The following is a 25,110-nucleotide window of genomic DNA, read 5'->3' on the forward strand; positions in this document are numbered from 1 at the left end:
GTGACTAGAACCTAATAAAGACTAAAAGCTTTAAACCTCTCAAACCTCTGCCTTTACTCTGGCAGAGGTTTTTTATTTGCCAAGCATTTTTGTTAGCAACCAGCTATTAAAAAAAAACAATTTAGGTAAACTATTATTCAGCTAGAAGTTATTGATTACCTAAAAGTAATGGTACCTGTTAAAAATTAAAAGGATTGAACGTTGGATATACTGTTTGGTGTTGCAGGTTATACATTAACCTCGCTGGGATTTCTCTTTCTATTCTTATTATTACTCACGACCAAGCAGCATAGTCTCCAACGCCGTATTCTATTGTCCTCTTTTTCTCTCGGTTCTTTGTGGGCACTAAGTTCTGCCTTACAAATCCAGTATCAGTATTCCTTAATACAACATCTAGCTTCAGAAACGGTGCGTAATCTCAGTTGGTTTCTACTACTTGCCAGTGCGCTAACCGATAAAAAACGGTTATCAGCACTGCTCATCTCTGACCCTATCGTTAGAGCAATTAGCCTATTTTTCAGCCTAATATTACTATTTGAACTTGCTTACCCTTGGTTGCTATGGCTCGACTACCGCCATATTTTAATGCTCCACCTTACCCAATCAGTTATTGGCCTGTGGTTAATTGAACAGCTGTATCGTAGAACCGAAAGACACCATCGCTGGGCAATAAAACCTCTCTGCTTAGGTTTAGGTATGACCTATGCGTATGACTTTTCACTGTATGCGAATGCGCTATTAACCAATAATATTGATACCGGATTCTGGTATGGTAGAGGATGGGTCACATTACTTACTTTACCTTTTATTCTCCTTACTACTCGTCGTGTAAAACATTGGTCAACTCGTGTCTATGTCTCACGAGATGTTGTCTATCAGGGCACTTTACTTCTGGTCGCTGGCGCCTATTTATTGGTGATGGCAATGGCAGGATATTACATCCGCTATGCAGGTGGTAGCTGGGGCAGTGCCGCACAGAACATCTTTTTTGCACTAAGTGGTCTACTATTAGCCAGTTTATTTTTATCAGAAGTATTACGACGAAAGCTCAAAGTGTTTATCACTAAACATTTTTACGCCAATAAATATGAATATCGAGAGGAATGGATGCGTTTTGCTTCGGTTTTAGAAGAAAACATCGATTCTCCTTATCAAATTGCTCTTAATGCCATGATCCGCCCTTTTGACTGCGAATATGGCATGCTAGCCACAGTACAAAGCGGCAAACTGAAAAAACAAGCGTGTTATAACCTAAACATTGATTATAAGCCGAATGAGCAGATTTTACGTGACTTAGCAAAAGAAGCCATTGGCCAACGGTGGATCATCGATATAAATGAACTGAAACAAGATAACAGCAAAATCCCTGTTAAGTTTGACGCTCAACAGTTGTCTGAACTCAATTGTTTCAGCTATATTGTTCCCATTATTAGCCAAACCGGTATCGACAGTGCCTGTTTCATTTCAAAACCAACCTCTACACATTCGTTAAATTGGGAAGATCGCGATCTAATGTGGGCAATAAGTAAACAGTTATCGGTTTACCTTAATCTATATAATACCAACCAAACACTAGCAGAGAATCAGCAATTCGATACCTTTAATCGTATGTCTGCCTTTTTAGCTCATGATCTAAAAAACGTACTGGCTCAACTGCAATTGCTGTCAAAAAATGCTACTCGTCATCGACATAATCCGGAATTTATCGATGATGCATTTGAAACCATTGATTCGTCTGTTGCACGGCTGACGAAAGTAGTGAATCATTTGAAGAAAAAAAATATCGACGTTAACTTCAATGAAACCTTTAATCTCAACCATTTAGTTGAACAAGTTTGTACAGAAAGGTCCGTTTCAAACCCTATCCCTTCTTTTATTAGTCATGCTAGTAGCGATATATCAATTACCAGCGATAAAGAGAGGTTTGGCAGTACTATCGCACATATAATTCAGAACGCTCAAGAAGCAACCCCCAATCAAGGTTGGGTGCGCGTTTCTACATCCATTAGCAATAACTTCTATACTATTTGTATTGAAGATAACGGCCAAGGTATGAGTGATGAATTTGTAGAGCATCGGCTTTTTAAACCTTTTGACACCACAAAAGGCAACTCTGGTATGGGCATTGGTGCTTACGATGCGAAAAAAATGATTGAACAATTAGGTGGCTATGTCGAAGTACAAACGTCTCCAGGTAAGGGGGCTAAATTTTCACTTCATATACCAAATAAGTCTCATAATTGAATAATTTGCTTATAAAATGCATCAAATCCTCCCAACAGCAGCATATGCAATTAATATTATGTTGTGTGATTACATCCAACTCAGCTAATATTCAGATTGGGATATATAGGAATAAAAAATCAAATGGAAACACTACTTGTTATAGAAGATGATCTTGGTATTCAGAAACAACTTAAGTGGACATTTTCCGATTATAATTTCGTAGCGGCGACAGACCGCGTATCAGCAATCGCTGCGCTTCGTCGCCACGAACCGAGAGTAATAACGCTCGATTTAGGCCTACCTCCAGATGAAGATAATGCCAGTGAAGGACTCGCCACACTGCAAGAAATTTTAACACTTGCACCAAAATCTAAAGTAATTGTAATAACCGGAAATGATGAAAAAGAAAACGCACTAAAAGCAATAAGCATGGGTGCACACGATTTTTACCAAAAACCTATCGATGACGAAATACTATCGGTTATTATTAACCGAGCTTTTTTTATTGCTAACATTGAACAAGAGAACGAGAACCTTAAACGCTACTCTCTTGATAATAATGGCTTTATTGGTAATAGTGCAGAAATACAGCAAGTATGTCGTTTAGTGGATCGTATTGCACCAACAGAAGTTACCACCTTATTACTTGGCGAAAGTGGAACAGGCAAAGAAGTTATCGCCCGCTCTATTCATAACTTAAGTTTACGTGAAAAAAGTGCTTTCGTAGCCATAAACTGCGCTTCTATCCCAGAAAACTTGTTAGAAAGTGAACTATTTGGTTATGAAAAAGGCGCATTTACCGGAGCTCACAAAACCACCAAAGGTAAGGTTGAATGTGCCGAGGGCGGTACTCTGTTTTTAGATGAAATTGGTGATATGCCCTATTCACTTCAAGCCAAAATATTGCGTTTTTTACAAGAAAAAGTCGTAACGCGAGTTGGAGGAAGAGAAGATATTCCTGTCGATGTGAGAATTATTTGCGCTACGCACCAAAACTTACAACAAATGGTTGAAAGTAAAGAGTTTCGAGAAGATCTTTTCTATCGCATCAGTGAGATTTCGATTAATATTCCTCCTCTGAGGGAGCGTGGCGAAGATATAATATTGCTTGCTCGATCCATTTTGCAAAGCTGTAACCAGCAACTTGGGAAAAAAATTAATGGCTTAAGCGATGATGCTGTTCATGCACTACTGCAACATAACTGGCCTGGAAACGTCCGAGAGTTACAAAATAAAATAAAAACTGCCGTCATAATGTCAGACGGTAAACAAATCAACACTCAAGATCTGAACCTTACTATTGATGAAGACAAAGAATCTATCGGCCTAAACTTGAAAAAAGTTAGAGAAACAGCAGAAAAACAAGCAATTAGCAGCGCTTATTCTATCTCCAATGGAAACATGTCAAATACAGCCAGTTTACTTGGTATTACACGCCCGACACTTTATGCATTGATGGAAAAATATGCATTGCAGAAATAGGTTATCTGGCCGATAATATATGTTGAGTGAATGTTAATTGAGTGTTTTGAATACATACAAGTTTGGTATGTAGCTGGAGATAAAAATGGAAGATAATAATATATCTGAAACCACCAGTGAAAATAGAGAGAATGATCCGCAATCATCTCGATTTTCACGCCGTCGGTTTTTACAATCAGGGGTGGCGGCATCTCCTCTACTTCTATCAGTTAAAAGCCCGATGGCATGGGGCTGTGGAACGTCAACTAATGGCAGTATAACCACTTATGTTTCGGGTAATGCATCGGCAATTGGTAGTTGCACAACAGCCGATTGCCAACCACCTGATCAGTGGAAAAAAATATTCAAAGCTTACGAACACGATGCATTATATGCAATAAGAAAAGCATTAGAATATAGCAATATTTATCATTCTAGTTCTTTCAGTTCTCTGTTTTTGGCCAATAGTTTTAATTGGCAAAACTGCAGTAATTCCAATTGGAAATATAAGTTAGTTAAAAATAAATGTAGTAGCAACACGTTTTATGGCTCGCTTGCAGGCAACGAGCATACAAAACTAATTGTTAGGGTACAAAATAAATATAATAGAAATCAGCGTTATGAAGCAGACATTTGTAATGACGATTTCCACAAAAATGTGACCTGTGGGTATTTGAATAGTGTATTAACGCCAGACGTAATTCGTTCTGATTACTACCCGACCGATATTAAAAATGCGGTAACACAATCTATTAATATGATCGCTACAACATTGGGTAATAACCGAAGTAGTAATGTACCTTATTCTACCCCACTTAAAAATTTAACCTCTAATCTGGCCCTAATGTGGCACCGATAGTGAGTAATGAACCAAAAAAATTTTAACTACAGCCGTGATTACAATGTCAAATAAACTCACTCTGCATCCATCATTTACCATTGAAGAATGCACGTTTGTTGATAAAAATCTCGCTGTAGTTTATAGCCCGGTGAAATCTGAAACTATGCTATGCGACCAATCGGTTATTCAGTTTTTATCCCAACTAGAATCTGACCCAAATTCTAGTTCGTCTACATTAGAATTTATCGACACCTACCCACAACATGCAGAAGATATGATCGATAAACTACTGACGATGAACATCATTCAATCTTTATAATTAAGTGACTAAAACGTGGTAAGCGTGAGCAAAACATACACTCTACAAGTTGGGCCTTTTCGTTTTTCAATCAAAACTGATATAAAAGCGGTACAAACGTATTTGCAACATCACTACCAACATAATCTTTTTAGTGCAGACAGTACCCATTTTATCGATTATCACGTCGCTATTGAACACGGTCCTTTGTATCGCCGAAAATACAAACCTCAAGCACTATTTACCTTTAATCAATCAGCCCCATTTAAACCTTTGCCTTTAGATCAAGCCCATGCAATGCTTGAGTGGGGAATGAATTGGGTTATTTCCAGTCAAGCAAACAACTACTACATTATTCATGCAGCAACATTAGAGAAAGAGGGTAAAGGCATCATTATTTCCGCTCCGTCAGGTTCAGGAAAAAGTACCTTGTGTGCTTATTTAGTCTCTCAAGGTTGGCGGTTACTATCTGATGAGCTTGCTTTACTATCACCAGACACATTAGATATGGTTGGATTAGCAAGACCTATAAACTTAAAAAACAAATCCATTCAGCTAATGAAACCTTATTTTAGTACGTCAGATTTTAGTGCCACCGCCATTGATACCCACAAAGGCAGTATAAGTTTGATTAAACCCCCTCTATCTAGTTGTGAACAAGCAGCAATACCTGTAAAGCCTGAACATATCATTTTCGTTAAATTCAACGAAACAGAGAAATGCTACGTTGAGCCAGTTGAAAAATGCCTAGCTCTGACAGAAATAGTCCGTAATAGTTTTAATTTTGGTCTTCTGAATAAACTAGGCTTTGATTGTGCTCGCCGTTTAGTGAGTCAATCTGAAGTTCATTATATCGAATATAACGACTTTCAGGCCTGTGAACACGAATTGCTCAACATCATCAATAATAAGTGCAGCGACACTAATGAAGAGAGTAGTCATGACTAAACTTATCGATGTGTTATCAAAGCCAGATATTTTATTATCACTGACACCGGTAATGCAGTCGGATATTATCGCCGAAGCTCGATATTTTAATATGTTAGCGCAATTAAAAGCCGCCTGTGAACACTGTCAGATTTGGGCTGATTTGCCCGATAAATTACGCCAACACATGCATGCAGCAAATTACACGTTTGTAAATCAACAAAAACACCTTCATTACGAAATGTCTGTCTTAGCCAGTATTCTAAGCGAGTTAAACGTTAACTGGGTCTATTTAAAAGGCTCGGCTTATCAACTCGCCGGGTTTCGTGAGTTTCAAGGTCGGATCATGGCAGATATTGATATCCTCGTCGCTGAAACAGCATTAAATTCTGTTGAGAATGCTCTCAAATCAAATGGCTGGGTGCATACCACACTGAATGATTATGATGACAAGTACTACCGAGAAAAATCGCAAGAGATTCCACCGTTAAAGCATGTTGAAAGACAAACCGAGATCGACCTGCATTTTAATATCTTGCCTAATACGCTAAAAAAGTCCCCGGATCCAACCGAGCTATTAAATCAGACCATTGACTTAGATAAAGGTCAGACCGGAGCGCAAATTTTAAACCCGCAAGCCATGGTTATTCATAGCGCTGTGCATCTTTTTCATGAAGGTGAATTTAACAAAGGTTTGCGTGATTTATACGACCTATTTTTGCTATTTTCTAAATTCGGTCAACAAGCGGAATTCTGGTCACAGTTACTACAATTGCAGAAAAAATTAGGCAATGGTGATTCGGTATTCTATGCTCTTAGATATTGTCAAAAACTCTTTAATTTGACGATCCCACTCGATGTTCAAGCATTTTATAACCACTACCGCCCTAATCCTATCAGCCTAATAGTGTCGGATTTTGCCTTTAAACAGGTCTTTAGCCACCATTTTCCTCCGCATAGACGAGCGGCTCATTCTGTCGTAGAGTTTATACTGTATATACGTGGTCACTTAAAACGCATGCCTTTACATATGTTAATCCCACACCTTTTAGTTAAATCAATACGAAGTATATTTAATAAAGAGGAAAAAGAATCTGATTTAGTTTTTTAAACTGTTACTCGTTAATTTTTACAATGCTATGCTGTTTATTATTAAACAATTTTCAGTTAAGCAATGCTTTAAAGAAACTATAGTTTAAAGAAACAATAGTATTACTAAACAGGCAGTATCTAGATTGTCGTTATTAGCCAATAAATTGCTACGGAAGGTGATTAGTGAATGTTTGTAAAAAAGTACTAACCAAGTATTTGGTTTTATCAGGTATCGTATTTAATCTTGGTTTAGGATTCGCTGGCTATTACGCAACACAAGCAATTGTAGAAAAAGGATCTCTGCCTGGCTTCCTATTACTTGCTGCGCAAAAATTAGACAAACCGATAGTCCAACCTATTGCCACCACGCTACGCTCTATTAGCGAAAGGCTATATACTCCAATTGTTTATAACCAAGCCTTTAATGCGCAAGACTGGCCTACTGTCGGACCAAATTTTAATCTTAAATCTCCATTGCTTTATTCCACATCTCGCCTTGTTGTATCCGATTCTAAACAACTCGGCCAAGCAATTAAAAACGCCGTTCCAGGTACCTCAATCATTATTAATGATGGCGACTATAAACTTAACGGAAAACGTATCAACATAAGTAAAAAAACACCAACACGCACTCGACCAATTGTGCTGATGGCAAAAAACCCTGGTCAAGTAACCATTGCAATGAATTCCCCTGAAGGTTTATTTATTAATCAGCCCTATTGGTCCATTTCAGGCTTACGCTTTGTCGGCAGCTGTCAAGGCAACTGTGAACATGCTATGCATATAGTGGGTAATGCGCATAGTATCCATATTTCGCACAACGAATTTGTGAATTACAATGCTGCAATCAAAGTAAACGGCACAAACAATAAATATCCTGATTCAGGCCTAATTAGCCACAATCACTTTTATGCCAACGCTCCAAGAAAAACCTCAAGCTCGGTCACACCAATCAATATTGACCATGCCAACAATTGGATTATTTCACATAACATAATTAGGGATTTTATAAAAACAGGTGGCAACAAAGTAAGTTATGGCGCCTTTATTAAAGGAGGAGCGAGCGGAGGGTATTTCGAAAACAACCTTGTTATTTGTAATTCATCACAAACCTTATACCCAGGCTCTTCTGTCGGTTTATCCGTCGGCGGAGGTGGCATGAAGTCGAGAAGGAATAATGCGCCATACGAGGCACAAAATGTCACTATACGTAATAATTTAATTATTCATTGCAGTGATGTTGGCATTTATGTCAATCGAGGTAAAAACACCACCGTCAACAATAACACCTTATATAATACTATGGGGCTTGATCTACGTTTCCCACAAACAAGTGCTAACGTGATCAATAATCTACTGGGTGGTAAACTGAGACTTAGAGATAATGCAACGGCGACTTTTGAGAAAGGTAATCTAATATTAGCTAGAGGGTTTATCCGAAATGATGAACCATTGACAGCTATGTTTACTTCTCCAGAAACAGGCGATTTCTCTATTAAGGCCGACTATGCCGATCTCATTAAACGAGCGGTAAACTTCCCGAACAGCGATAAACCAAGCCTAACTGATTTCTGTGGTCAAGAAATCATCAATAGTGAACGCTTCATCGGCGCATCTAATTTAGGTACAAATTGCTTCCCCTGAATAAGAGATTAACAAAAATAATACCGACGAGTTTAATTATGAGTAAACAAAGTATATTCAATTCAATATACCGCTCTAAAGACTAGTGTAGGCTTAAAAATAATACTCAAGTCCAAACTCGACAAAATCATCCTCTATAACAGAATACAAAGGATCAGCTACTGTATGACTATCAAAGCTCCACGCTTCAACAACCAAACGGAAATGATTGGTAAGTCGACTTGACGCTTCGAGCTTAAACATTTGCACATCGGGATTATCTAGATCTTGTGTAACACCAACCAATAACTCGGTACTATCTTCGTTATTAAAACCCAACCTAACACCAGCAAAAATATCGCGTTGTCCTATTGCGACAGAACCTTCACCTCGTGTGTCGTATAGAAATTCAGATATCAGGCCCAAATCTATCGCGGTATCAAAGACACCAACCCATGTATATTCAAACCCTGAAACAACCGCAGTATAATTATTGCTGGTATCACGATAGATTGCCTCTAACTTCCACAACCAATCGCCAATAAATCCTTGAACATCGACACCTAGATGCACCATTTGAGCATAATATGGAATCAGTTCTCCACTGTGATAGAGGAGATCAGGATCTCGATTGGTACCATTAAAATAGCTTAAACCTAGGTCCCAATCGCCAAGCATTTGTGAATAACGAATCGCATAATCAATGTGGCCTTGTTCTTGATCCGATTGATAACTCACTTTGTCAGTGTTTATTTCTAAAGCCGCTCTTAATCGACCCTCTTCACCAGCGAAAGTACGTTCACGAAAATAAGGTAAAATGAATAAATCCGTAATACCCCAATCTTTGAGTAGAGTAAACTGCATCATTGGTTGGCCGAGTTTATCCTCCCCATCAACGTCTTCCACTGCATCGGTTTGGTTAATAACATCGACTAAATGGGCAGATTCGGTAACCCCCCAGAATACTTTACTAATACCAATTTTGTATTCGTAATCATCCCAGGCAGTAATAAATTGCAGTTCGCGGATGTCTGCATGAGTACGCTCTTTATCCATATGATCGTAGCGATAGAATGGCATAAAAGTAAATCCGGAAACACCATCTTCAAGTTGCCAGTACCATTCTGGTTGAATAACAAGCGATGGCTGTTTGTTATCTTGGCCTAACACCCCGTCATTAAAAAACTGCCTATATTCTAAATTAACTTGGCCACTTAGCTGATAGTCTGATACCGACGTTGCATAAACTGGCAACGATAATAATCCAATACTCGCTGAAATAATGCCATTGTAAAGGCCACATAGTAATTTACGTTTCGTCATTATTAACCCAATAATTACTTAATTCGTTTAAGAGCATTTTGATTGAACTCTTTGTCATCTAGACCGTTTTGAAAAGTAATTTCACTGGTATTCAAAATAGTACTTTTTCCTGATTGATGATTGACCATCTCAAGCTTCAACGCTCTCCAATATTTATCTAAATACAATTTATAATCAGATAAAGTAAGCGTTTTTAACAGCGATTTTTTCCTATCAAAATACTCGACTTTAAGTGGTCTATAATGCTCTTTATCTAACCATACAATTTGTTTAGTGTAACCTGATTTGCTATCAATGGGCGTTTGTTCCACCACAAAAGAATCCATGCCTTGAACTTGTTCGTCTTTCAAATAATTATAGTTATATTTTGCAATTTCAAACGAACTCAAATCTTCGTAAGCAAACTCACTGCCCATAAATGGACCAGATTTATTTCTAGTAGATATTCGCTTCACTCTTTTCAATGCAGGTAAATATAGCCACTGATCGTCTGAGCCTTCTACATGTGAATGTGTTAGAAATGCTGTGCCTTTTACATCTCTAGGCTGGTCAAAAATAGTTAACCCTTTATCACCATCATTATCGACTTCTAGAGATTTCATTCTCATTAAGCGATCACTGGTATCACCATGAGCATTTTTCAAAAGCATTTCCACTGAGGCAGTACTGTCTTGCCACCCCTTATCTCGTTGTTTTCTTTCTTTTGCTATTTCTAGGCCTTTATTCACATCAGCATACACAAACGGCGATGTCGCAAGTAATGCACTTACCACAACACCAGATATCACTGTATTTTTTAAACGCATAATCGAATGCGAAACGAAGCACAATCCCATAATATTCTCCTTGTTAGTAAAAAATGTCCGCACTAATCGGTTTTCAAAACGAATCGACTGACGACGAGTATGTCATTTATAAACACTATGTAACTATAGACACCGTGTAACTATAGACACCATGTAACTATAGGCACCGTGTAACTATAGGCACCGTGTAACTATAAACATCCTGTAACTATAACCAGCATATAATCTTTTAAGATGACATGACCTGCTAGTGTTATCGATTAACTACGAGTACTCACGAGTGATTACTTTTTTCTTGCTTTATCAAACTGCATCAGCAAGCAAGGAAGTAATAGAAAATCCACGATCAATGCAAGCAATATCACAATGCTACTCAACTGACCCATATCTGAATTTAACCTGAAGGTAGAATTTGCCAACACTAAGAACCCCGCAATCAAAACAACCGTTGTGATCCAAAGGGCACGACCAACAGTATGAAACGCATAACGAACAGCCTCTTCTGCTGAACTGCCCGCTTTTCTTGCTAATTGATATTTAGTCAAAAAATGTACACCATCATCAACCACAATACCTAACGTTAATGAGGCAACTACCGACAGCCCCAAATTAACTTCTCCTGAAATTAGAGCCCATATTGCGAAACCGATAATTGCAGGGACCATATTAGGAATAATACTTAACATACCCAACTTAAATGACCGTAGTGCAAATATTAACAAACCAGAAATAAATATAAGGCTAACAGGCAATGAAATTAACATACTGCGCATATTGGTTTCACCTATATGTGCAAACATTAATGATGGACTAGAAGCTTTTATTGTATAGTCAGTTTTATCAAACCAATCATAAATACGATTCTCAAGCGAGATCATTTCTATACTACCCAAATTATCTGTGGTCACTTGAAGTTTAAGCGATGACTTATCTAAACTAATTTGATTATTTAAATCCAAGCCATAAGGTAGCGACATTTCATACATCAACAAATACTGAGCTGCTAATTCACGGTTTTCTGGCAATTGATAATAGGCTTGATCATCGGCATACATATTTTTATTTAAACGTTTAAAAATATCGGTCATTGAAGATACATGATTGACTTCTGGTTGAACTCGTAACCAATTGGTAAAATCATCTACTGTTTCTAAAAACTCACTTGCCACAATCCCTTGCGGAACATTCGTATCAATGGCAATACTAATAGTGCCCATGCCGCTAATTTTTTCTTGCATAAAATCAACTGCGGTTCTAAATTCGCTTCTCTGATCAAAATATTTAACCGAGTCATCGCTGACGTTATTTAGTGGTATTAATGCTACCGCCGCGACAATAACAATAGTAGAGAACACTAATAATTTACTTTTATAAAACACCACAAAGTCAGCTAAATGATCCATCAATTTACTATTAGAATTAGTGCTACTTGTTTGGAACGAAATGGGTAATAGTGCTAATAAAGCAGGAAGTAATATTAGTGACAAACTACAGGCAATCATTACTCCTAGTGCTGCTAAGCTACCAAAATCTCGCAAAACAGGAGAATCTGACATATTCATCATAAAGAAACCCACTGCTGTCGTCACCGAGGTAATAAGCACTGGCATAGCATTGGCTTTGACACTTAATAGAATGGCTTCTACCTTAACTATGGATTTTTGCATGTGATATTTCATTGTTGCAACGATATGCACACAATCGGCTACGGCCAATGTCAGTATTAAGGTAGGAATATTAACGGTTGCGATATTTAACTGCATTCCCAACCAACCGGAAATACCTAGAGTCGAAATAACGGAAACAATAACAATAACCAAAGTAGCCAAAACGCTGGTCATTGACTTAAGCATTAAGGATAAAAATACCACGACCACTAAAAGCATTATCGGGACTAAAGTAACAATATCTTTCTCGGCAGATGACATAAATGCATAATTCATCGCCACGACACCGGTTTTATAAAAAGCGATGTCTGAGTGCTTTTCCTGTTGAACGTCAATAAAATTAGACACAAAATTATACACTTCAACGACTTCTGCTGTCTTATCTATTTCGGGTAACTGTACCGTGATATTTATTACTGACACATCGCCTTTGCGAGAAATCATCGACCTTTTTGTTACTGGCTCATTTAAGGCTATTTGCTTTACTTTTTCTATCTGCTCTCTTGTAAAGTCAAAGTCTTCTGGAATAAGGTCTTGAACTAGAAGATCATCTTCAAAAGCTTCGGTATGCTGATAATTAGACAAGGAATCAACTCGACTAGAATACGGTGTTTGCCAGGCGCTATCGGTTAACTCTTGAATTAATTTAAGGGTGCTTTCAGTAAAAATATCACCGTTTTTAGGACTAATAACAATTGCTAAACTATCTGTCTTGGCAAATCGTGCTTGGATTTCTTCAAAAGCGAGAAATTGAGGATTATTGTCATCAAAGAAAATATTATAATCGCCTCTAAAATAGAGATTTTTCCCACCTACTACCGCCGACACAATTAAAATTAAACAACTGAAGAATGCCCACCAAGGCATACGCACTGGCCATTCAAGCCAACGTAATAAGTTACTTTTGTTCAAAGAATGCGTTTTTTCTCTATTTGTAGTCCTATCTTCCATCAAAAAGTCCATTTAAACGTTTGCATCATTATAGCCTATTGTTTTATGGTTTTTCCGGTTGGCAGGCTTTTATTTATAACAATTTGGAGCAAAATATACTCTTATAACTCTTTGTATACTGTCAGTTATTATAAAAGTATCGGATTCAAAACCAAACCAAATCAATGAATTTTCAAAATAATCATCTAGTTCTGTTGGCAATGTCAAAACTATGAGCTATAAAATTAAAACTTATATCCTTATATAACAATGAATAAAATGATCTGTTATTATCATTTTTCGCAAAATGTAGATTCAGTAAAAAACAGCCAAGCAAGTGTAAGTTTTTACTTGAAGATAAGTTTTTAACTAACGATGAATTTTGTACTAAGCATCAAACTATAAACCGAGTATTAAGGTCTAAAAATAGCGTTTTTAAATAGATTTTGTGCCTATGAATACGACAACACAGACAATATTATGAATAAATATCCTTTTAAAGCCAAAATAGTTACATTGCTCATTATTGTAATTTCGATCACTGTGCTAACTTCATTTCTAAGTGCCAATTACTATATTAGTCGCTACATTGCTCGCTCAGATACACATAATATACAAGCACAGCTCAACCTAGTGAAAGACAAGCTGGTTGGCGATATTCAAAATGACGTGATCTTGGCAAAAAATTCGACTGTTAACATTACAGAAATAAACAGTACGCTAACCACGACCGATTTTAATAATATCATTAAACTAACTTACGGATTAATTTTCGATAAAACAGGTAGCATTGATGACCCTGCTTTAATTGAGCAATATAAATCACTCATTCCAATGGGCGAACCTAAGACCATAATCAGTGATATTTACTTCGCAGACGATACGCCATTTTTATCTATCGCTATATCAAGAGGACCAGATAGTGGCGACTTATTTGTCATTGACCTGACTCGCATTCAACAATTATTAAGTTCATCTGCTGTAGAAGGAAGTTATGTCGAGCTAGCTGATTCAGCTGGAAATATACTTTTTTCAAACAAAGTCCCCGGCGATCTTATTCCTGTCGCCAATAATTTTGATGTTGGTGGTAAAGAATGGCAACTGACCGGTTATATTGATAGAGGCTTTATTAAAGCCAATACTGACTCTCTAAGTAGCGCAATTACTATTGCTTTACTAATAGCCGCTGCGATTATTATTCCTTTGAGTATTGTGGCATTAAACATTGCCTTTAAACCGATTGTTTCATTAAGGCAAGTCGTTACCGACTTGGCCAGTGGCAATGGCGATTTAACTCATCGATTAAAAGTAGAAACCAAAGATGATCTAGGCAAAATAGCCGCGGGAATAAACGAGTTTATAGAAAAACTTCAATCTATGATGATTGATGTTTCTTCATCTAGCTTAAAAATCAGACAAGAAATTGCTCAACTTCAAGGACAAGCTGGCTCCAACCAAGGGCTATTAAACGATCATAGCGCCGAAATGGAAATGGCTGTTACATCGATCAATGAAATGAGTTCGACCGCCGATGCGGTAGCAGAGAGTGCTGCTGCTGCCGCTAAACAGACTCAAGCAACCAACGAAGAGGCTGAGCAATCAAAAATAATTGTTGAAGAAGCAGTGAACAGCGTTACCGCATTAGTTGACGAGGTTGAACATACATCTGAAACCATTATTTCAATGAATGATCATACGTCTCAAATTAGCCAAGTGCTTAACGTTATTGGAGATATAGCCGAACAAACGAATCTATTAGCCCTTAACGCAGCGATAGAAGCAGCAAGAGCAGGGGAACACGGCCGAGGCTTTGCCGTGGTTGCGGACGAAGTTCGTGCCCTCGCAGCCAGGACCAGAGTTAGCACGACCGAAATAAACGAGATGCTCGACAAGTTAAATAAAGGTTCACAGGCGGTAGTGACTAGCATGAACTCCACCAAACAGAGCTGTCAACAAACGGCAGAAACTACGTCTAAAGTGATGACCTCACTAGATTTAATGACTGAGTCCGTAATTGAAATAAACGACTTAGCTGCACAAATTGCCACCTCGGCAGAAGAGCAAAGTTCGGTAACCGAAGAAATTAATCGCAATATGATCGCCATTCAAGGAATGATAGAAACACTTAATGCTAATGGTGCGGATACTAAAACCAGTACGGATCAATTAGATAATTCAAACCAGCAACTGGTTAAAATTGTTGATCAGTTTAAATTGCAATAAGACTTAATTAATAATCTGGTGAAGTAAAGGTTATCGGCTAAAATGGATAGGGAAAGTTAGTCTATTTGAGCTAATAAGACAAGTTCAGTCAATGAGGCAGAACATAACTGCCCATTAATTGTTTACGCTTGCTACTATGAGGGTGAATATATCGCCCTCATGGTCAATGTATTCAAGCCAATGTATAACTGAATGTATTTAGAGGAATGTATTCAAAACATGTTACCCAAAATCAAGTAAATTCCAGCGAGTATCTAACATAAGTGTATCAGACACCTTCATTGGCCTGGAAAACAGAAAGCCTTGGAAAGAATTCACACCCAGCTTTTTTAGCTGACATAACATTTCTTCAGTTTCTATCCCTTCGATGGTCACCGACACGCCACGTTCTTGATTCATTTCATTTAGAAACTTCAAATACGCAAATGGTTCAGTCGCTTTAGTCGCTTCAAGTGCTAGTTCTCGGTCTATTTTCAACTGGTTAAATGGCAATCGAAAAAAGCCGGTCAAAGAGCTGTGTCCTGAACCGAAATCATCCATAGACAAATTAAAACCCAACGCTTTAAGCTGCCGAATTTGCCCCATTGCTTGGTATTTATCTTCAAGTAATACTGATTCCGTTAATTCTAAGTTCAATAAGCTTGCAGGAACGGCACATTCCATTGCAATTTCAGCGGCACGTTGTGGGAAATTACCCCCTAAGAGCTGTAAAACAGAAACGTTGACGTTTATTTTAATGTCCGCGTTCCATTTTTCATTGTAAACAGCGAGGAATTGACATGCTTTAAGTAATACGTGTTCACCCAAAAGGTCAATCAAACCCTTTCGCTCAGCGACAGGAACAAATTCCGTGGGATATATTTCCCCTATTTCGCACTCTTCCCAACGAGCTAAAGCCTCAAAACTCAGCACACGATAAGTTTGGGCACACACAATAGGCTGTAGGCGAATGGTGATTTCATCATTCTCTATCGCGCTTTTTATTTTGCTTTCTATGTAAAAGAACCGTGCGACCTTTTTTTGAATCTCGTGATTACTTATTGCCCAATGCGCAGGCTCATGTCTTTGTGCATATTCACATGTTTGAGCCGCCCAACTAATCACTTCTTCAGCTGATTTACTTTTGTCTACGCATGGATAAGCGCCTACAAACACATCTCCAGCAAAAAACTGACCATCAGCTCTCGACATTTGCCTAAAATCCGTGACGAACTGCTGACACATCTCAGCCAATTCAGTTTCAGAAATCGCGCTGTGTATGAGTACAGAGAAGGTATCTAAAGAGTTTCGATAATATTCACACTTATAGCTTTCAAACGCCTTTAAACAGGCTATGACTCGCTTTAGTATCTTGCTAATAAACTCTTCGCCGTATTGATTAATATACGATTTAATTTTTTCAAGATGTATATGAACCAAAATACAGTTACAACCTGACTGAGATAAATCCTGCTTAAGTTTATCGCTATTGGGTAAGCCTGACGCTTTATCAAAATAAGCGAGTTGTTTGATGTAAGATTCCAATGATTTTTGTTCGGATATATCGCGATGGTTACCCACCATAAAACGACCAGATTGATCTTCTTTCATCACCCCTGTCGCTTCTATCCAGCAATAATCGCCATTTTTTTTCCGCACTCGATACTGAGTTTTGACTCGTTCGTCCGATCCTGACCCATCAATATGTTCGTCAACTTGTGTGGCAAATATTTCCTGATCCAAAGGGTGTATTAATGCTAACCAATCAGCCAGATTAGGATCATTCAAATCAAGTTCAAATTGCTGGTAAAATGTATGATTATAGAAGGACACTTTTCCATCCACATCCATAATCCAAAGGCCTTCTACTGCCGAATCAAACATGCTGATAAAGCGACTGCTGTTTTGCTGAGGCATGGTGAGCTATAAATCCAATTGTTAATAACTTATAATTAGCGTATTACAGTTTCATTTCACTACTATTACAAGTTATTTGTTATTTAAATAGACCCGCTATATTAACAGCTATAGTTCTGTTCAACGTAATCAAACGCAATTATTATTGATTTTATCAATCCTCTATTATCGATTCTTAAGGTTAAGACAATATAGATCTGCTGTTTTTTCGCACTAACATAAAGCGAATCAAAAGTTGAATTTCATTCAATAGCAAACAATTTTAATTAACATAGTTAACGATATAACCTACTGTCTTTGAAGATTTTTTCAATCACTTAAGCTCAGTTTTCGCTTTCTCAGCTAGAATAGTTACACATCCTGTTATAGACTAAAATGAACCATTCTCTTACCACATCACTTAGGCTGTATGAAAGTTCTCAAGTATCTCATTTACCTTTTTATCGCAATCATACTCGTTGGTCTGGTTGTTTTACTCTTGCAACCCGAACGCTCCCAAACATTAAGGCTAGAATCTATTTTGAATCTAATAGACGACCGAGCTCAACCGTCCCTTGAAAAATTAACTGATAAGTTAATAGCAAAACAACCGTCTAAACTGGTTGATGCCCCCTACTACATAAAAACACTACCTAAAAAACCTGCAGAAATCGACAGCAACGGTAACGGTATAAGAGACGATTTGGAAGTGTATATTGGTCATAGATTTCCTGAGGATCCAGTTAAGCGCGCTACCTATATTCAAATGTTTAACATCATTGATACGATTGCGAAAGAACGAGGTAGAGGTCGAATTTCAAAGCAGTATTCCATTTATTTAGAAGAAAAAAATGCAATTAAGTGTTGGATGAATAATGGCTTCGATAATGCGCAGCTCGATGACTTTAAAAAGATGATTTTGAATAATAGTTACCGCATTGATAGTTACAACGCAACTCTGCAAGTAAGAGAGAACTTAGATATAGATATTATTAACTCAATGAAGGTATCTGAAACGCCATGTAATTTAATGATACAAGAAAACCAACTATTACTTCAAGAATGGCAGCCAAGCCACTAAGGTTAACCAGAAATAAAGTCGTGAGAAATTAACTATGAGAAGGTAAAAAGCCTCTGCAAAAGTGCAGAGGCTTTTTTAAAGATGGTGCCCCGGGCCGGACTTGAACCGGCACAGCGCGAACGCCGAGGGATTTTAAATCCCTTGTGTCTACCAATTCCACCACCAGGGCACGCAATTCTTTATTGCGATGCGGACTACTGAAAAGTAAGACACCATCTAAGTACTGGTATAACCAATACTGCAAAACTTGGGTTTACAGAGTTTCTCTCTGAGAACGGTGAGTACTTTAACTGATTTTCAGAAAGCGTCAACAAAAAATGTTACCCAATTAGTTCAACCGATTAAAAAGCGAGCCATACAGTATGCTACGCATACGATTTGTGTAATGGTTGAACATACAGATTGAAGAGTACACGTGTCGACGTCACTATTTTTTACTAAAAATAAGACCAATCTCAGCTAATAATTGATCAAATTAAATGTTTTCCATGCAACAAGTATAAATAGGCCTGAAGAGGTTAAGCAATTCACAGACTCGAATTGATTTTCATTACACAATGAATACAGGCAGAATAATTTCTTTACAAACAACGTTAGCGGCAAAATAACGCCATCCGAACAAGAATATCATCGCTGACACAACTGTTACTATGATTCAAAAGCAAAAAAGCCCTAGCATTTCTGCTAGGGCTTTTACTTCTACTTAAAGAAACTGGAGCGACACACGAGGTTCGAACTCGTGACCTCAACCTTGGCAAGGTTGCGCTCTACCAACTGAGCTAGTGTCGCGTTGCTGCACTTTACAAGTACAGACTTTATAGATGGTGCCCCGGGCCGGACTTGAACCGGCACAGCGCGAACGCCGAGGGATTTTAAATCCCTTGTGTCTACCAATTCCACCACCAGGGCACGCAATTCTTTATTGCTGTGCTACTAACTGATTTTAGTTAGACACCATCAAGATACTGATTAATCAATATCGCAAATCTGTTTTTCTAGAGCATTTATGTTTCGCTTCAGAACAGGGCTGTACTTTACTGGATTCAGAAAATGAGTCAACCAAAAATTATGAACTTTTTAACTGTATGGTCACTTTTTAATCTTAAGGTTGAATAATTCAGCATTTTATCTAAAAACTACATAGAAAGCGTTAACTTACCAGGGCTACTATTTTTTATACTACGTAACGATTTGGCATCCAACTGTACGTTAGCAAACCAATATGGTGTATGTTTCTCAATAAAAACTGAACTTTTTTCTAACATATCATAAATAGCAAAAGATCGCCCTTGACCTAAAGCAACCCCATGCAGGCTGCGCTCTAAAATTGGTTTGTCCGATGCATCTTCTAATAATGCGCTACGTAAATGAGCTACTTTGGGGTCCCATTCAATATGTTCAACAATTTTGTTTGTTAACAACCGGTCCATTTTATAAATAACATTCGGCAAGATAGATAATGTCGGTTTTATCTCAGAACAAGCAAAATATGATTCCATATCATCACTCTCACGGCACTCTTTCATCACCGACACTAACGCGTCTTCAAATATCTGAGAAAAATAATTGCAAATAGCAATTTGTGATAAAGAGCGTATGACCCCAAGCAATACCCCTTCATCCGGCTCTTTATATCCTGCAGCGACCAATCTCATACGTGTAACATTTGCTGTAACAATCAATTGTTGCCACAATTTTGGTGCGATTAGTTTAGTATTGCTATCCGCCCACCTTAGCAATGGCTTAGCCATTAGCACAGGGAATAGTCTACGACAGTTTTCTATTCCTATAATACCAATAGCCATTTGCGGATCATTGACATGCTTTGGGACCTTGCCTAATAACTCACAAAACTTACCATTGCCAACCAGATCTAGAATATTAGACTTTAACGATGGACTCAGCGTTGTCAACGTGCCTAATTTAGAAAAATTCAGCGTTGGAGAATAGGCAAATGATGAAAAATGATCAAACGCCGGAAAAGCCCATAGTAATTTACTAACGTCCATATCGCTTAAGCGTTCGATCATTAGCTGTTCAGTTTTAATAGAAACACGAGTAACCACTTTGTCTAATATAAGTTGTCGCTCTTCTATTTTTTCCCTACGCTGAATAACTTTGAGTTTTTCACATTGAAGAAGCACACGTTGATTTTCTGTTATGCGTTCTTTTTCTTCAAAGATCACTGGATCGCAATATTCACCTTGTGAACTAAAAACGGTATCAATCTCCGACTGCTCCATTAGATATTTCATGCTAACAAGCCACTTAGCATGCCTTATCAGCGTCTGCTCGGTGACTTTTCTTGCGGCGTTCTCCGCATGCTTGTCATACCTTTTATTACTAAATAGTGTTTCTGTTAAATGTTTTGTAGACAATGCAACCTTCCAAAAATAGGATAATGAGTTAAAAATTGGTAATGAGAAGTCTTTCACAATTACAGCACAAAATTAAAGTTATTGGTAATGTTGTCAGCAGTTTCATTGTGATTAAATTCTGTCTAACCGAATATTAAATATATCTTTAGTTACCAACTAGTTAATAAGTTCACGTTTCCTTTATACTAATTTACCTTTTTCTATTCCCTTACATAATTAGTGGATGATAGGTCGAAAACGCTTGAACTACATCACAAAATCGTCTACAAATTAGTCATTCGGTACCGCACTTATAGGATAAACAATGTTAAAGAAGCGTTTTTTTAAAACCAAAGATGAAGTCGAAGTGACTTTCGAATGGCCACAGGGCGAAGAAACCAGTGTTTCTATTGCTGGTGACTTTAATGATTGGCAAGCAACCCCATTAAAACTTAATAAGAAAAATAAAGTGTATGCACTTAGGCTTCGCTTGCCTAAAGGCCAAACTTTTCAGTTCCGCTACCTAATTAACGGCGAAATTTGGGAAAACGACCAAGCAGCAGATGATTACGTAAGAAACAGCTTTGGTTCGGATAATAGCCTTATTTCAACCATAGAAGCGGCTTAAGGCTCCATCAACAATGCTAGTTTGTTGAAAATAGAATAGTTAAAACTTGCCTCTTGTTCATAAGTTACTTGATTCAAGAGGCATTATTTCTGGTGTTGCTTGCAATCTGATGCCGCTTAAATAGTACTGAGATAAAATAGCAAAAAGCCCTAACATTTCTGTTAGGGCTTTTTGCTATTTTATTTGGAGCGACACACGAGGTTCGAACTCGTGACCTCAACCTTGGCAAGGTTGCGCTCTACCAACTGAGCTAGTGTCGCATATCATTTTCTATAGCGAAAATGGAGGCGCGTCCCGGAATCGAACCGAGGTCCACGGATTTGCAATCCGCTGCATAGCCACTCTGCCAACGCGCCGTATTCTTTTCGGTTAACTAACTGTTTAAGCTTAGGTCAGTTCCCCTTGAGTACGGGACGCATTTTACGGATTCATCGAGTTGAGTCAACACTAATTTTCGTTTTTTAGATCGTTTGACTACTTTGCGATCAATTATGCTTTAATTGCTTATTTTAAAAGCATAATTGGTTATAAATTAGAAAGACTATCTGAGAAAAATAAAAGTAATATAAATTTCTTAAGTAAAAAAAAGCGAGCCTATGCTCGCTTTCTTCTTTAGTTTTATTCGCTCTATTGGTTGGTTTTATTGGCTTATTGATTCTCTTTATCTAAAAGATCATCTTTCGCGGCGGCTAAATATTGGAACATAGACCAATAAGTCAAGAACATAGCCACATACAGTGCTGCATAACCCAACCATATCATCCAATCATCATAACGCCATATCAATAACCATAGGGCCGTCATTTGCGTCATGGTTTTTACTTTACCTATCCAAGACACGGCGACATTCGCTCGTTTGCCAATCTCTGCCATCCATTCTCTTAATGCAGAAATAATAATTTCACGAGATATCATCGTTAAAGCAGGTATCGTAATCCAGATACTGCCATAATACTCAGTAATCAAGATCAAGGCTGTCGCAACCATGACTTTGTCTGCTACTGGATCGAGAAAAGCACCGAACCTAGAGGTTTGTCCTAGCTTACGAGCTAACATACCATCAAAATAGTCGGTAATAGCAGCAAACCAAAATACCATCGCGGCGGCAAAAGAAGCCCAAGTATAAGGAAGATAGAAAATAACAACTAACACTGGAATAAGTACTAGTCGTAATAAAGTAAGAATATTTGGTATGGTAAAACGCATGTTTAGTCAGCTCTTATAGATTGCTTACTTATGGTGCGCGAAAATGCTTATTCTTTCAATGATTGATGTATCTTTTCTGCTAAAGAAGTACTAATTCCTGGTATTTTGCCTATATCTTCAACACTTGCTCGCTTTAATTCCTGTAAGCCACCCATATACTTGAGTAAAGCTTGCCTTCTTTTGGGCCCAACACCCTCTATTCCTTCTAGCGGACTCGTTCTACGAGTTTTGGCTCTTTTCGCTCGATGACCAGCGATTGCATGGTTATGACTCTCATCTCGTATATGTTGAATAAGATGAAGCGCAGGCGCATCACTCGCCATATTAAACTCACGCCCTTCTATCGTAATCATCGTTTCTAACCCTGGCTTTCTTGTCACACCTTTAGCGATACCAATTAAACGTGGACGTTTAGGCCAATCTTGCCAGTGAGAGGAAATTATTTCATGAGCACGATTAAGTTGTCCTTTACCACCATCAATGAAAATAATGTCAGGTATTTTATCGACATCAAGTTGCTTGCTATAGCGTCTGCCCAGTACTTGTCCCATCGCTGCATAATCATCACCTCCAGTAATTCCAGTGATGTTATAACGTCGATATTCGTGTTTTACCGGCCCTTCATGATTAAATACAACACAAGAGGCGACGGTACTTTCGCCCATGGTATGACTAATATCAAAGCACTCCATACGCCGAATAGAGTCTATACCCAATTCATCTTGCAGGGCTGTAACCCGCTGCTTTATGGTCATCTTATGATTTATTTTACTGGTAATTGCGGTAAGCGCATTGGTATTCGCTAGCTTTAAATACTGACGACGAGCACCATTGGGCTTTTGATCAAAAAGTACTTTTCTACCTGCTAAGCTAGAAAGAGCTTCTCGCAAAGGTTCACTATCTGCAAGTAATCCTTGATTTAAAATAATTCGGCTGGGAATCGTTCGAGCCTCATTATGCCCAATATAGTATTGACTCAGAAAACTATAAAACACCTCTTCACGCTCAGTGTTGTTAGGAATTTTAGGGAAATGACTGCGACTGCCTAAAATTTTACCTTGCCGCACCATCAAAATGTGTATGCAAGCAAGACCATTTTCTTGAGCAAATCCCAATATATCAAGATCATCCATGCTGTCTTCTGATACGAACTGCTGCTCTTGTATGCGTCTAATTGCTTGAATTTGGTCACGCCATTTTGCGGCGTCTTCAAAACGAAGAGCAGTACTCGCTTGTTCCATTTTGTCAACAAGTACAGAGATAACCTGATTATCTTTGCCTTGCAAAAGCAACCGAACCAGAGAGACTAACTCTGCGTATTGTTCATCATTAATAATACTCGCAACACAAGGCGCGGCACACCGACCGATTTGATACATCAAACAAGGCCTTGTACGGTTTGCATACACGGTATCTTCACATTGCCTAATCGGAAATATTTTTTGAATGAGGTGTAAGGTCTCTCTAACCGCAGAGGATTCTGGATATGGCCCAAAATACTCGCCTTTGCGCTTTTTGGCTCCTCTATGTGAGGAAATTCTTGGGTGTTTGTGGGCACTAATAAAAATATAAGGGTAGGATTTGTCGTCACGTAACAAGACATTATATTTTGGCAGATACTGCTTAATATAATTGTGTTCAAGAATCAGTGCTTCCGTTTCAGTGTGAGTCACTGTAACGTCAATTTTAGCAATATGACTGACTAAAGCTCGAGTTTTTTCACCATCAACGTTTTTACGAAAATAACTGGTTAATCGCTTTTTGAGGTCTTTAGCTTTGCCAACATAAATAATGTCAGACGCGGTGTTATACATTCTGTATACACCGGGCTGACTGGTTACTGTCTTTAAAAAAGAGCCAGAATCAAAACAACTAGGCACTACAACGACTCGGTATCTAACATTCCATGACGAATGGCTAAATGCGTTAACTCAACGTCACCATTTATATCTAGTTTATTGAATAAGCGATAGCGATAGCTATTTACCGTTTTAGGACTAAGATTCAATTGTTCTGAAATATCAGTGACTCTCTGCCCTTTAGTGATCATCAACATAATCTGCAACTCTCGCTCAGAAAGATCTTTAAAAGGATTTTCAGAAGCAGAAGAAAATTGACTTAATGCCATTTGTTGGGCTATTTCAGGTGAGATGTATCTCTGACCACTGTTTACCATACGAATCGCATTCACCATCTCATCGGGTGCCGCGCCTTTAGTTAGATAACCAGACGCTCCTGCCTGCATCACTTTGGTCGGAAAAGGATTTTCAGTATGCACTGTTAACACAATAATCTTCATATCTGGATTAAAGCGTATTATTTTTTTTGTCGCTTCTAAACCACCAATACCTGGCATGTTCATATCCATAAGGATGACATCAGCATGATGACTACGACACCATTTTACAGACTCTTCACCGCTTTCAGCTTCCCCTGCTACGTTCATACCACGGACGTCTTCTATAATACGTCTTATCCCTGTGCGAACCAGCTCGTGATCATCTACAAGGAAAACATTTATCAAACTTGTATCTCCACACAACTAA

At 38.1% G+C, this 25,110-nt stretch carries 18 protein-coding genes and 5 tRNA genes; 10 read left to right on the forward strand and 13 right to left on the reverse strand.

What is annotated here, in order from left to right; translation table 11 throughout:
• Nucleotides 1-201 precede the first annotated feature (201 nt).
• The 7 genes from prsK (at nt 202) to ACLKML_RS19495 (ending at nt 8,489) form a co-directional block, all read left to right on the forward strand.
• Nucleotides 202-2,244, forward strand: a complete 2,043-nt coding sequence (gene prsK / locus ACLKML_RS19465) for an XrtA/PEP-CTERM system histidine kinase PrsK (RefSeq protein WP_413284621.1) — start codon at nt 202-204, stop codon at nt 2,242-2,244.
• A 123-nt stretch (nt 2,245-2,367) separates the two neighbouring features.
• Nucleotides 2,368-3,708, forward strand: a complete 1,341-nt coding sequence (gene prsR, locus ACLKML_RS19470) for a PEP-CTERM-box response regulator transcription factor (protein WP_413284622.1) — start codon at nt 2,368-2,370, stop codon at nt 3,706-3,708.
• 85 nt (nt 3,709-3,793) lie between these two features.
• Entirely contained in the window at nt 3,794-4,546 is a 753-nt protein-coding gene (locus ACLKML_RS19475; protein ID WP_413284623.1) for a hypothetical protein, read from the forward strand.
• Between the two features lie 43 nt (nt 4,547-4,589).
• Nucleotides 4,590-4,847, forward strand: coding sequence for a hypothetical protein (locus tag ACLKML_RS19480; protein ID WP_413284624.1), 258 nt, complete (start codon nt 4,590-4,592; stop codon nt 4,845-4,847).
• Nucleotides 4,848-4,871: 24 nt separating this feature from the next.
• The gene (locus ACLKML_RS19485; protein WP_413284625.1) at nt 4,872-5,774 is read left to right on the forward strand and encodes an HprK-related kinase A; all 903 of its coding nucleotides are present in this window, start codon (nt 4,872-4,874) and stop codon (nt 5,772-5,774) included.
• The gene (locus ACLKML_RS19490; protein ID WP_413284626.1) at nt 5,767-6,864 is read left to right on the forward strand and encodes a nucleotidyltransferase family protein; all 1,098 of its coding nucleotides are present in this window, start codon (nt 5,767-5,769) and stop codon (nt 6,862-6,864) included. Before ACLKML_RS19485 ends, ACLKML_RS19490 begins: the two co-directional genes overlap by 8 nt.
• Before the next feature lie 164 nt (nt 6,865-7,028).
• Complete coding sequence (locus ACLKML_RS19495; RefSeq protein WP_413284627.1) at nt 7,029-8,489, forward strand: chondroitinase-B domain-containing protein; 1,461 nt, start codon at nt 7,029-7,031, stop codon at nt 8,487-8,489.
• Between the two features lie 93 nt (nt 8,490-8,582).
• On the opposite strand, the gene ACLKML_RS19500 is transcribed toward ACLKML_RS19495, so the two are convergent.
• From ACLKML_RS19500 to ACLKML_RS19510, 3 genes are all read right to left on the reverse strand, one after another.
• A complete protein-coding gene (locus ACLKML_RS19500; RefSeq protein ID WP_413284628.1) occupies nt 8,583-9,791 on the reverse strand; it encodes a hypothetical protein in 1,209 nt (402 codons plus the stop codon).
• Between the two features lie 14 nt (nt 9,792-9,805).
• Complete coding sequence (locus tag ACLKML_RS19505; RefSeq protein ID WP_413285934.1) at nt 9,806-10,597, reverse strand: outer membrane lipoprotein-sorting protein; 792 nt, start codon at nt 10,595-10,597, stop codon at nt 9,806-9,808.
• Between the two features lie 284 nt (nt 10,598-10,881).
• Entirely contained in the window at nt 10,882-13,215 is a 2,334-nt protein-coding gene (locus ACLKML_RS19510) for an efflux RND transporter permease subunit (RefSeq protein WP_413284629.1), read from the reverse strand.
• A 459-nt stretch (nt 13,216-13,674) separates the two neighbouring features.
• Between ACLKML_RS19510 and ACLKML_RS19515 the strand changes: the two genes are divergently transcribed.
• Complete coding sequence (locus ACLKML_RS19515) at nt 13,675-15,417, forward strand: methyl-accepting chemotaxis protein (RefSeq protein WP_413284630.1); 1,743 nt, start codon at nt 13,675-13,677, stop codon at nt 15,415-15,417.
• A 222-nt stretch (nt 15,418-15,639) separates the two neighbouring features.
• On the opposite strand, the gene ACLKML_RS19520 is transcribed toward ACLKML_RS19515, so the two are convergent.
• Complete coding sequence (locus ACLKML_RS19520) at nt 15,640-17,313, reverse strand: EAL domain-containing protein (protein WP_413284631.1); 1,674 nt, start codon at nt 17,311-17,313, stop codon at nt 15,640-15,642.
• Between the two features lie 520 nt (nt 17,314-17,833).
• Between ACLKML_RS19520 and ACLKML_RS19525 the strand changes: the two genes are divergently transcribed.
• The gene (locus tag ACLKML_RS19525) at nt 17,834-18,373 is read left to right on the forward strand and encodes a hypothetical protein (protein ID WP_413284632.1); all 540 of its coding nucleotides are present in this window, start codon (nt 17,834-17,836) and stop codon (nt 18,371-18,373) included.
• Between the two features lie 82 nt (nt 18,374-18,455).
• Here the strand turns inward: ACLKML_RS19525 and ACLKML_RS19530 are convergent.
• The 4 genes from ACLKML_RS19530 to ACLKML_RS19545 form a co-directional block, all read right to left on the reverse strand.
• A tRNA-Leu gene (locus ACLKML_RS19530) sits at nt 18,456-18,542 on the reverse strand.
• Between the two features lie 544 nt (nt 18,543-19,086).
• Nucleotides 19,087-19,162: transfer RNA gene (locus ACLKML_RS19535), tRNA-Gly, on the reverse strand.
• A 33-nt stretch (nt 19,163-19,195) separates the two neighbouring features.
• Nucleotides 19,196-19,282: transfer RNA gene (locus ACLKML_RS19540), tRNA-Leu, on the reverse strand.
• 227 nt (nt 19,283-19,509) lie between these two features.
• The gene (locus tag ACLKML_RS19545; RefSeq protein ID WP_413284633.1) at nt 19,510-20,751 is read right to left on the reverse strand and encodes an HDOD domain-containing protein; all 1,242 of its coding nucleotides are present in this window, start codon (nt 20,749-20,751) and stop codon (nt 19,510-19,512) included.
• 304 nt (nt 20,752-21,055) lie between these two features.
• On the opposite strand from ACLKML_RS19545, the gene ACLKML_RS19550 reads away from it, so the two are divergent.
• Nucleotides 21,056-21,358, forward strand: a complete 303-nt coding sequence (locus ACLKML_RS19550; RefSeq protein WP_413284634.1) for an isoamylase early set domain-containing protein — start codon at nt 21,056-21,058, stop codon at nt 21,356-21,358.
• A gap of 184 nt (nt 21,359-21,542) precedes the next feature.
• Here ACLKML_RS19550 and ACLKML_RS19555 read toward each other — a convergent pair.
• The 5 genes from ACLKML_RS19555 to uvrY all read right to left on the reverse strand — a co-directional run bounded on the left by ACLKML_RS19555 (nt 21,543) and on the right by uvrY (nt 25,088).
• A tRNA-Gly gene (locus ACLKML_RS19555) sits at nt 21,543-21,618 on the reverse strand.
• A gap of 22 nt (nt 21,619-21,640) precedes the next feature.
• Nucleotides 21,641-21,714 (reverse strand) — tRNA-Cys (locus ACLKML_RS19560).
• 292 nt (nt 21,715-22,006) lie between these two features.
• Nucleotides 22,007-22,564 carry a CDP-diacylglycerol--glycerol-3-phosphate 3-phosphatidyltransferase gene (gene pgsA, locus ACLKML_RS19565; protein ID WP_413284635.1) on the reverse strand — a complete coding sequence of 186 codons (558 nt, stop codon included), beginning with the start codon at nt 22,562-22,564 and terminating at the stop codon, nt 22,007-22,009.
• Between the two features lie 47 nt (nt 22,565-22,611).
• Entirely contained in the window at nt 22,612-24,444 is a 1,833-nt protein-coding gene (uvrC, locus tag ACLKML_RS19570; RefSeq protein WP_413284636.1) for an excinuclease ABC subunit UvrC, read from the reverse strand.
• On the reverse strand, nt 24,444-25,088 hold the full coding sequence (gene uvrY, locus ACLKML_RS19575; protein ID WP_317715217.1) for a UvrY/SirA/GacA family response regulator transcription factor: 645 nt from the start codon (nt 25,086-25,088) through the stop codon (nt 24,444-24,446). The genes uvrC and uvrY overlap by 1 nt, the downstream gene beginning before the upstream one ends.
• Nucleotides 25,089-25,110 lie beyond the last annotated feature (22 nt).

This window comes from Vibrio sp. MA40-2 (assembly GCF_047302445.1).
Classification (GTDB): domain Bacteria; phylum Pseudomonadota; class Gammaproteobacteria; order Enterobacterales; family Vibrionaceae; genus Vibrio.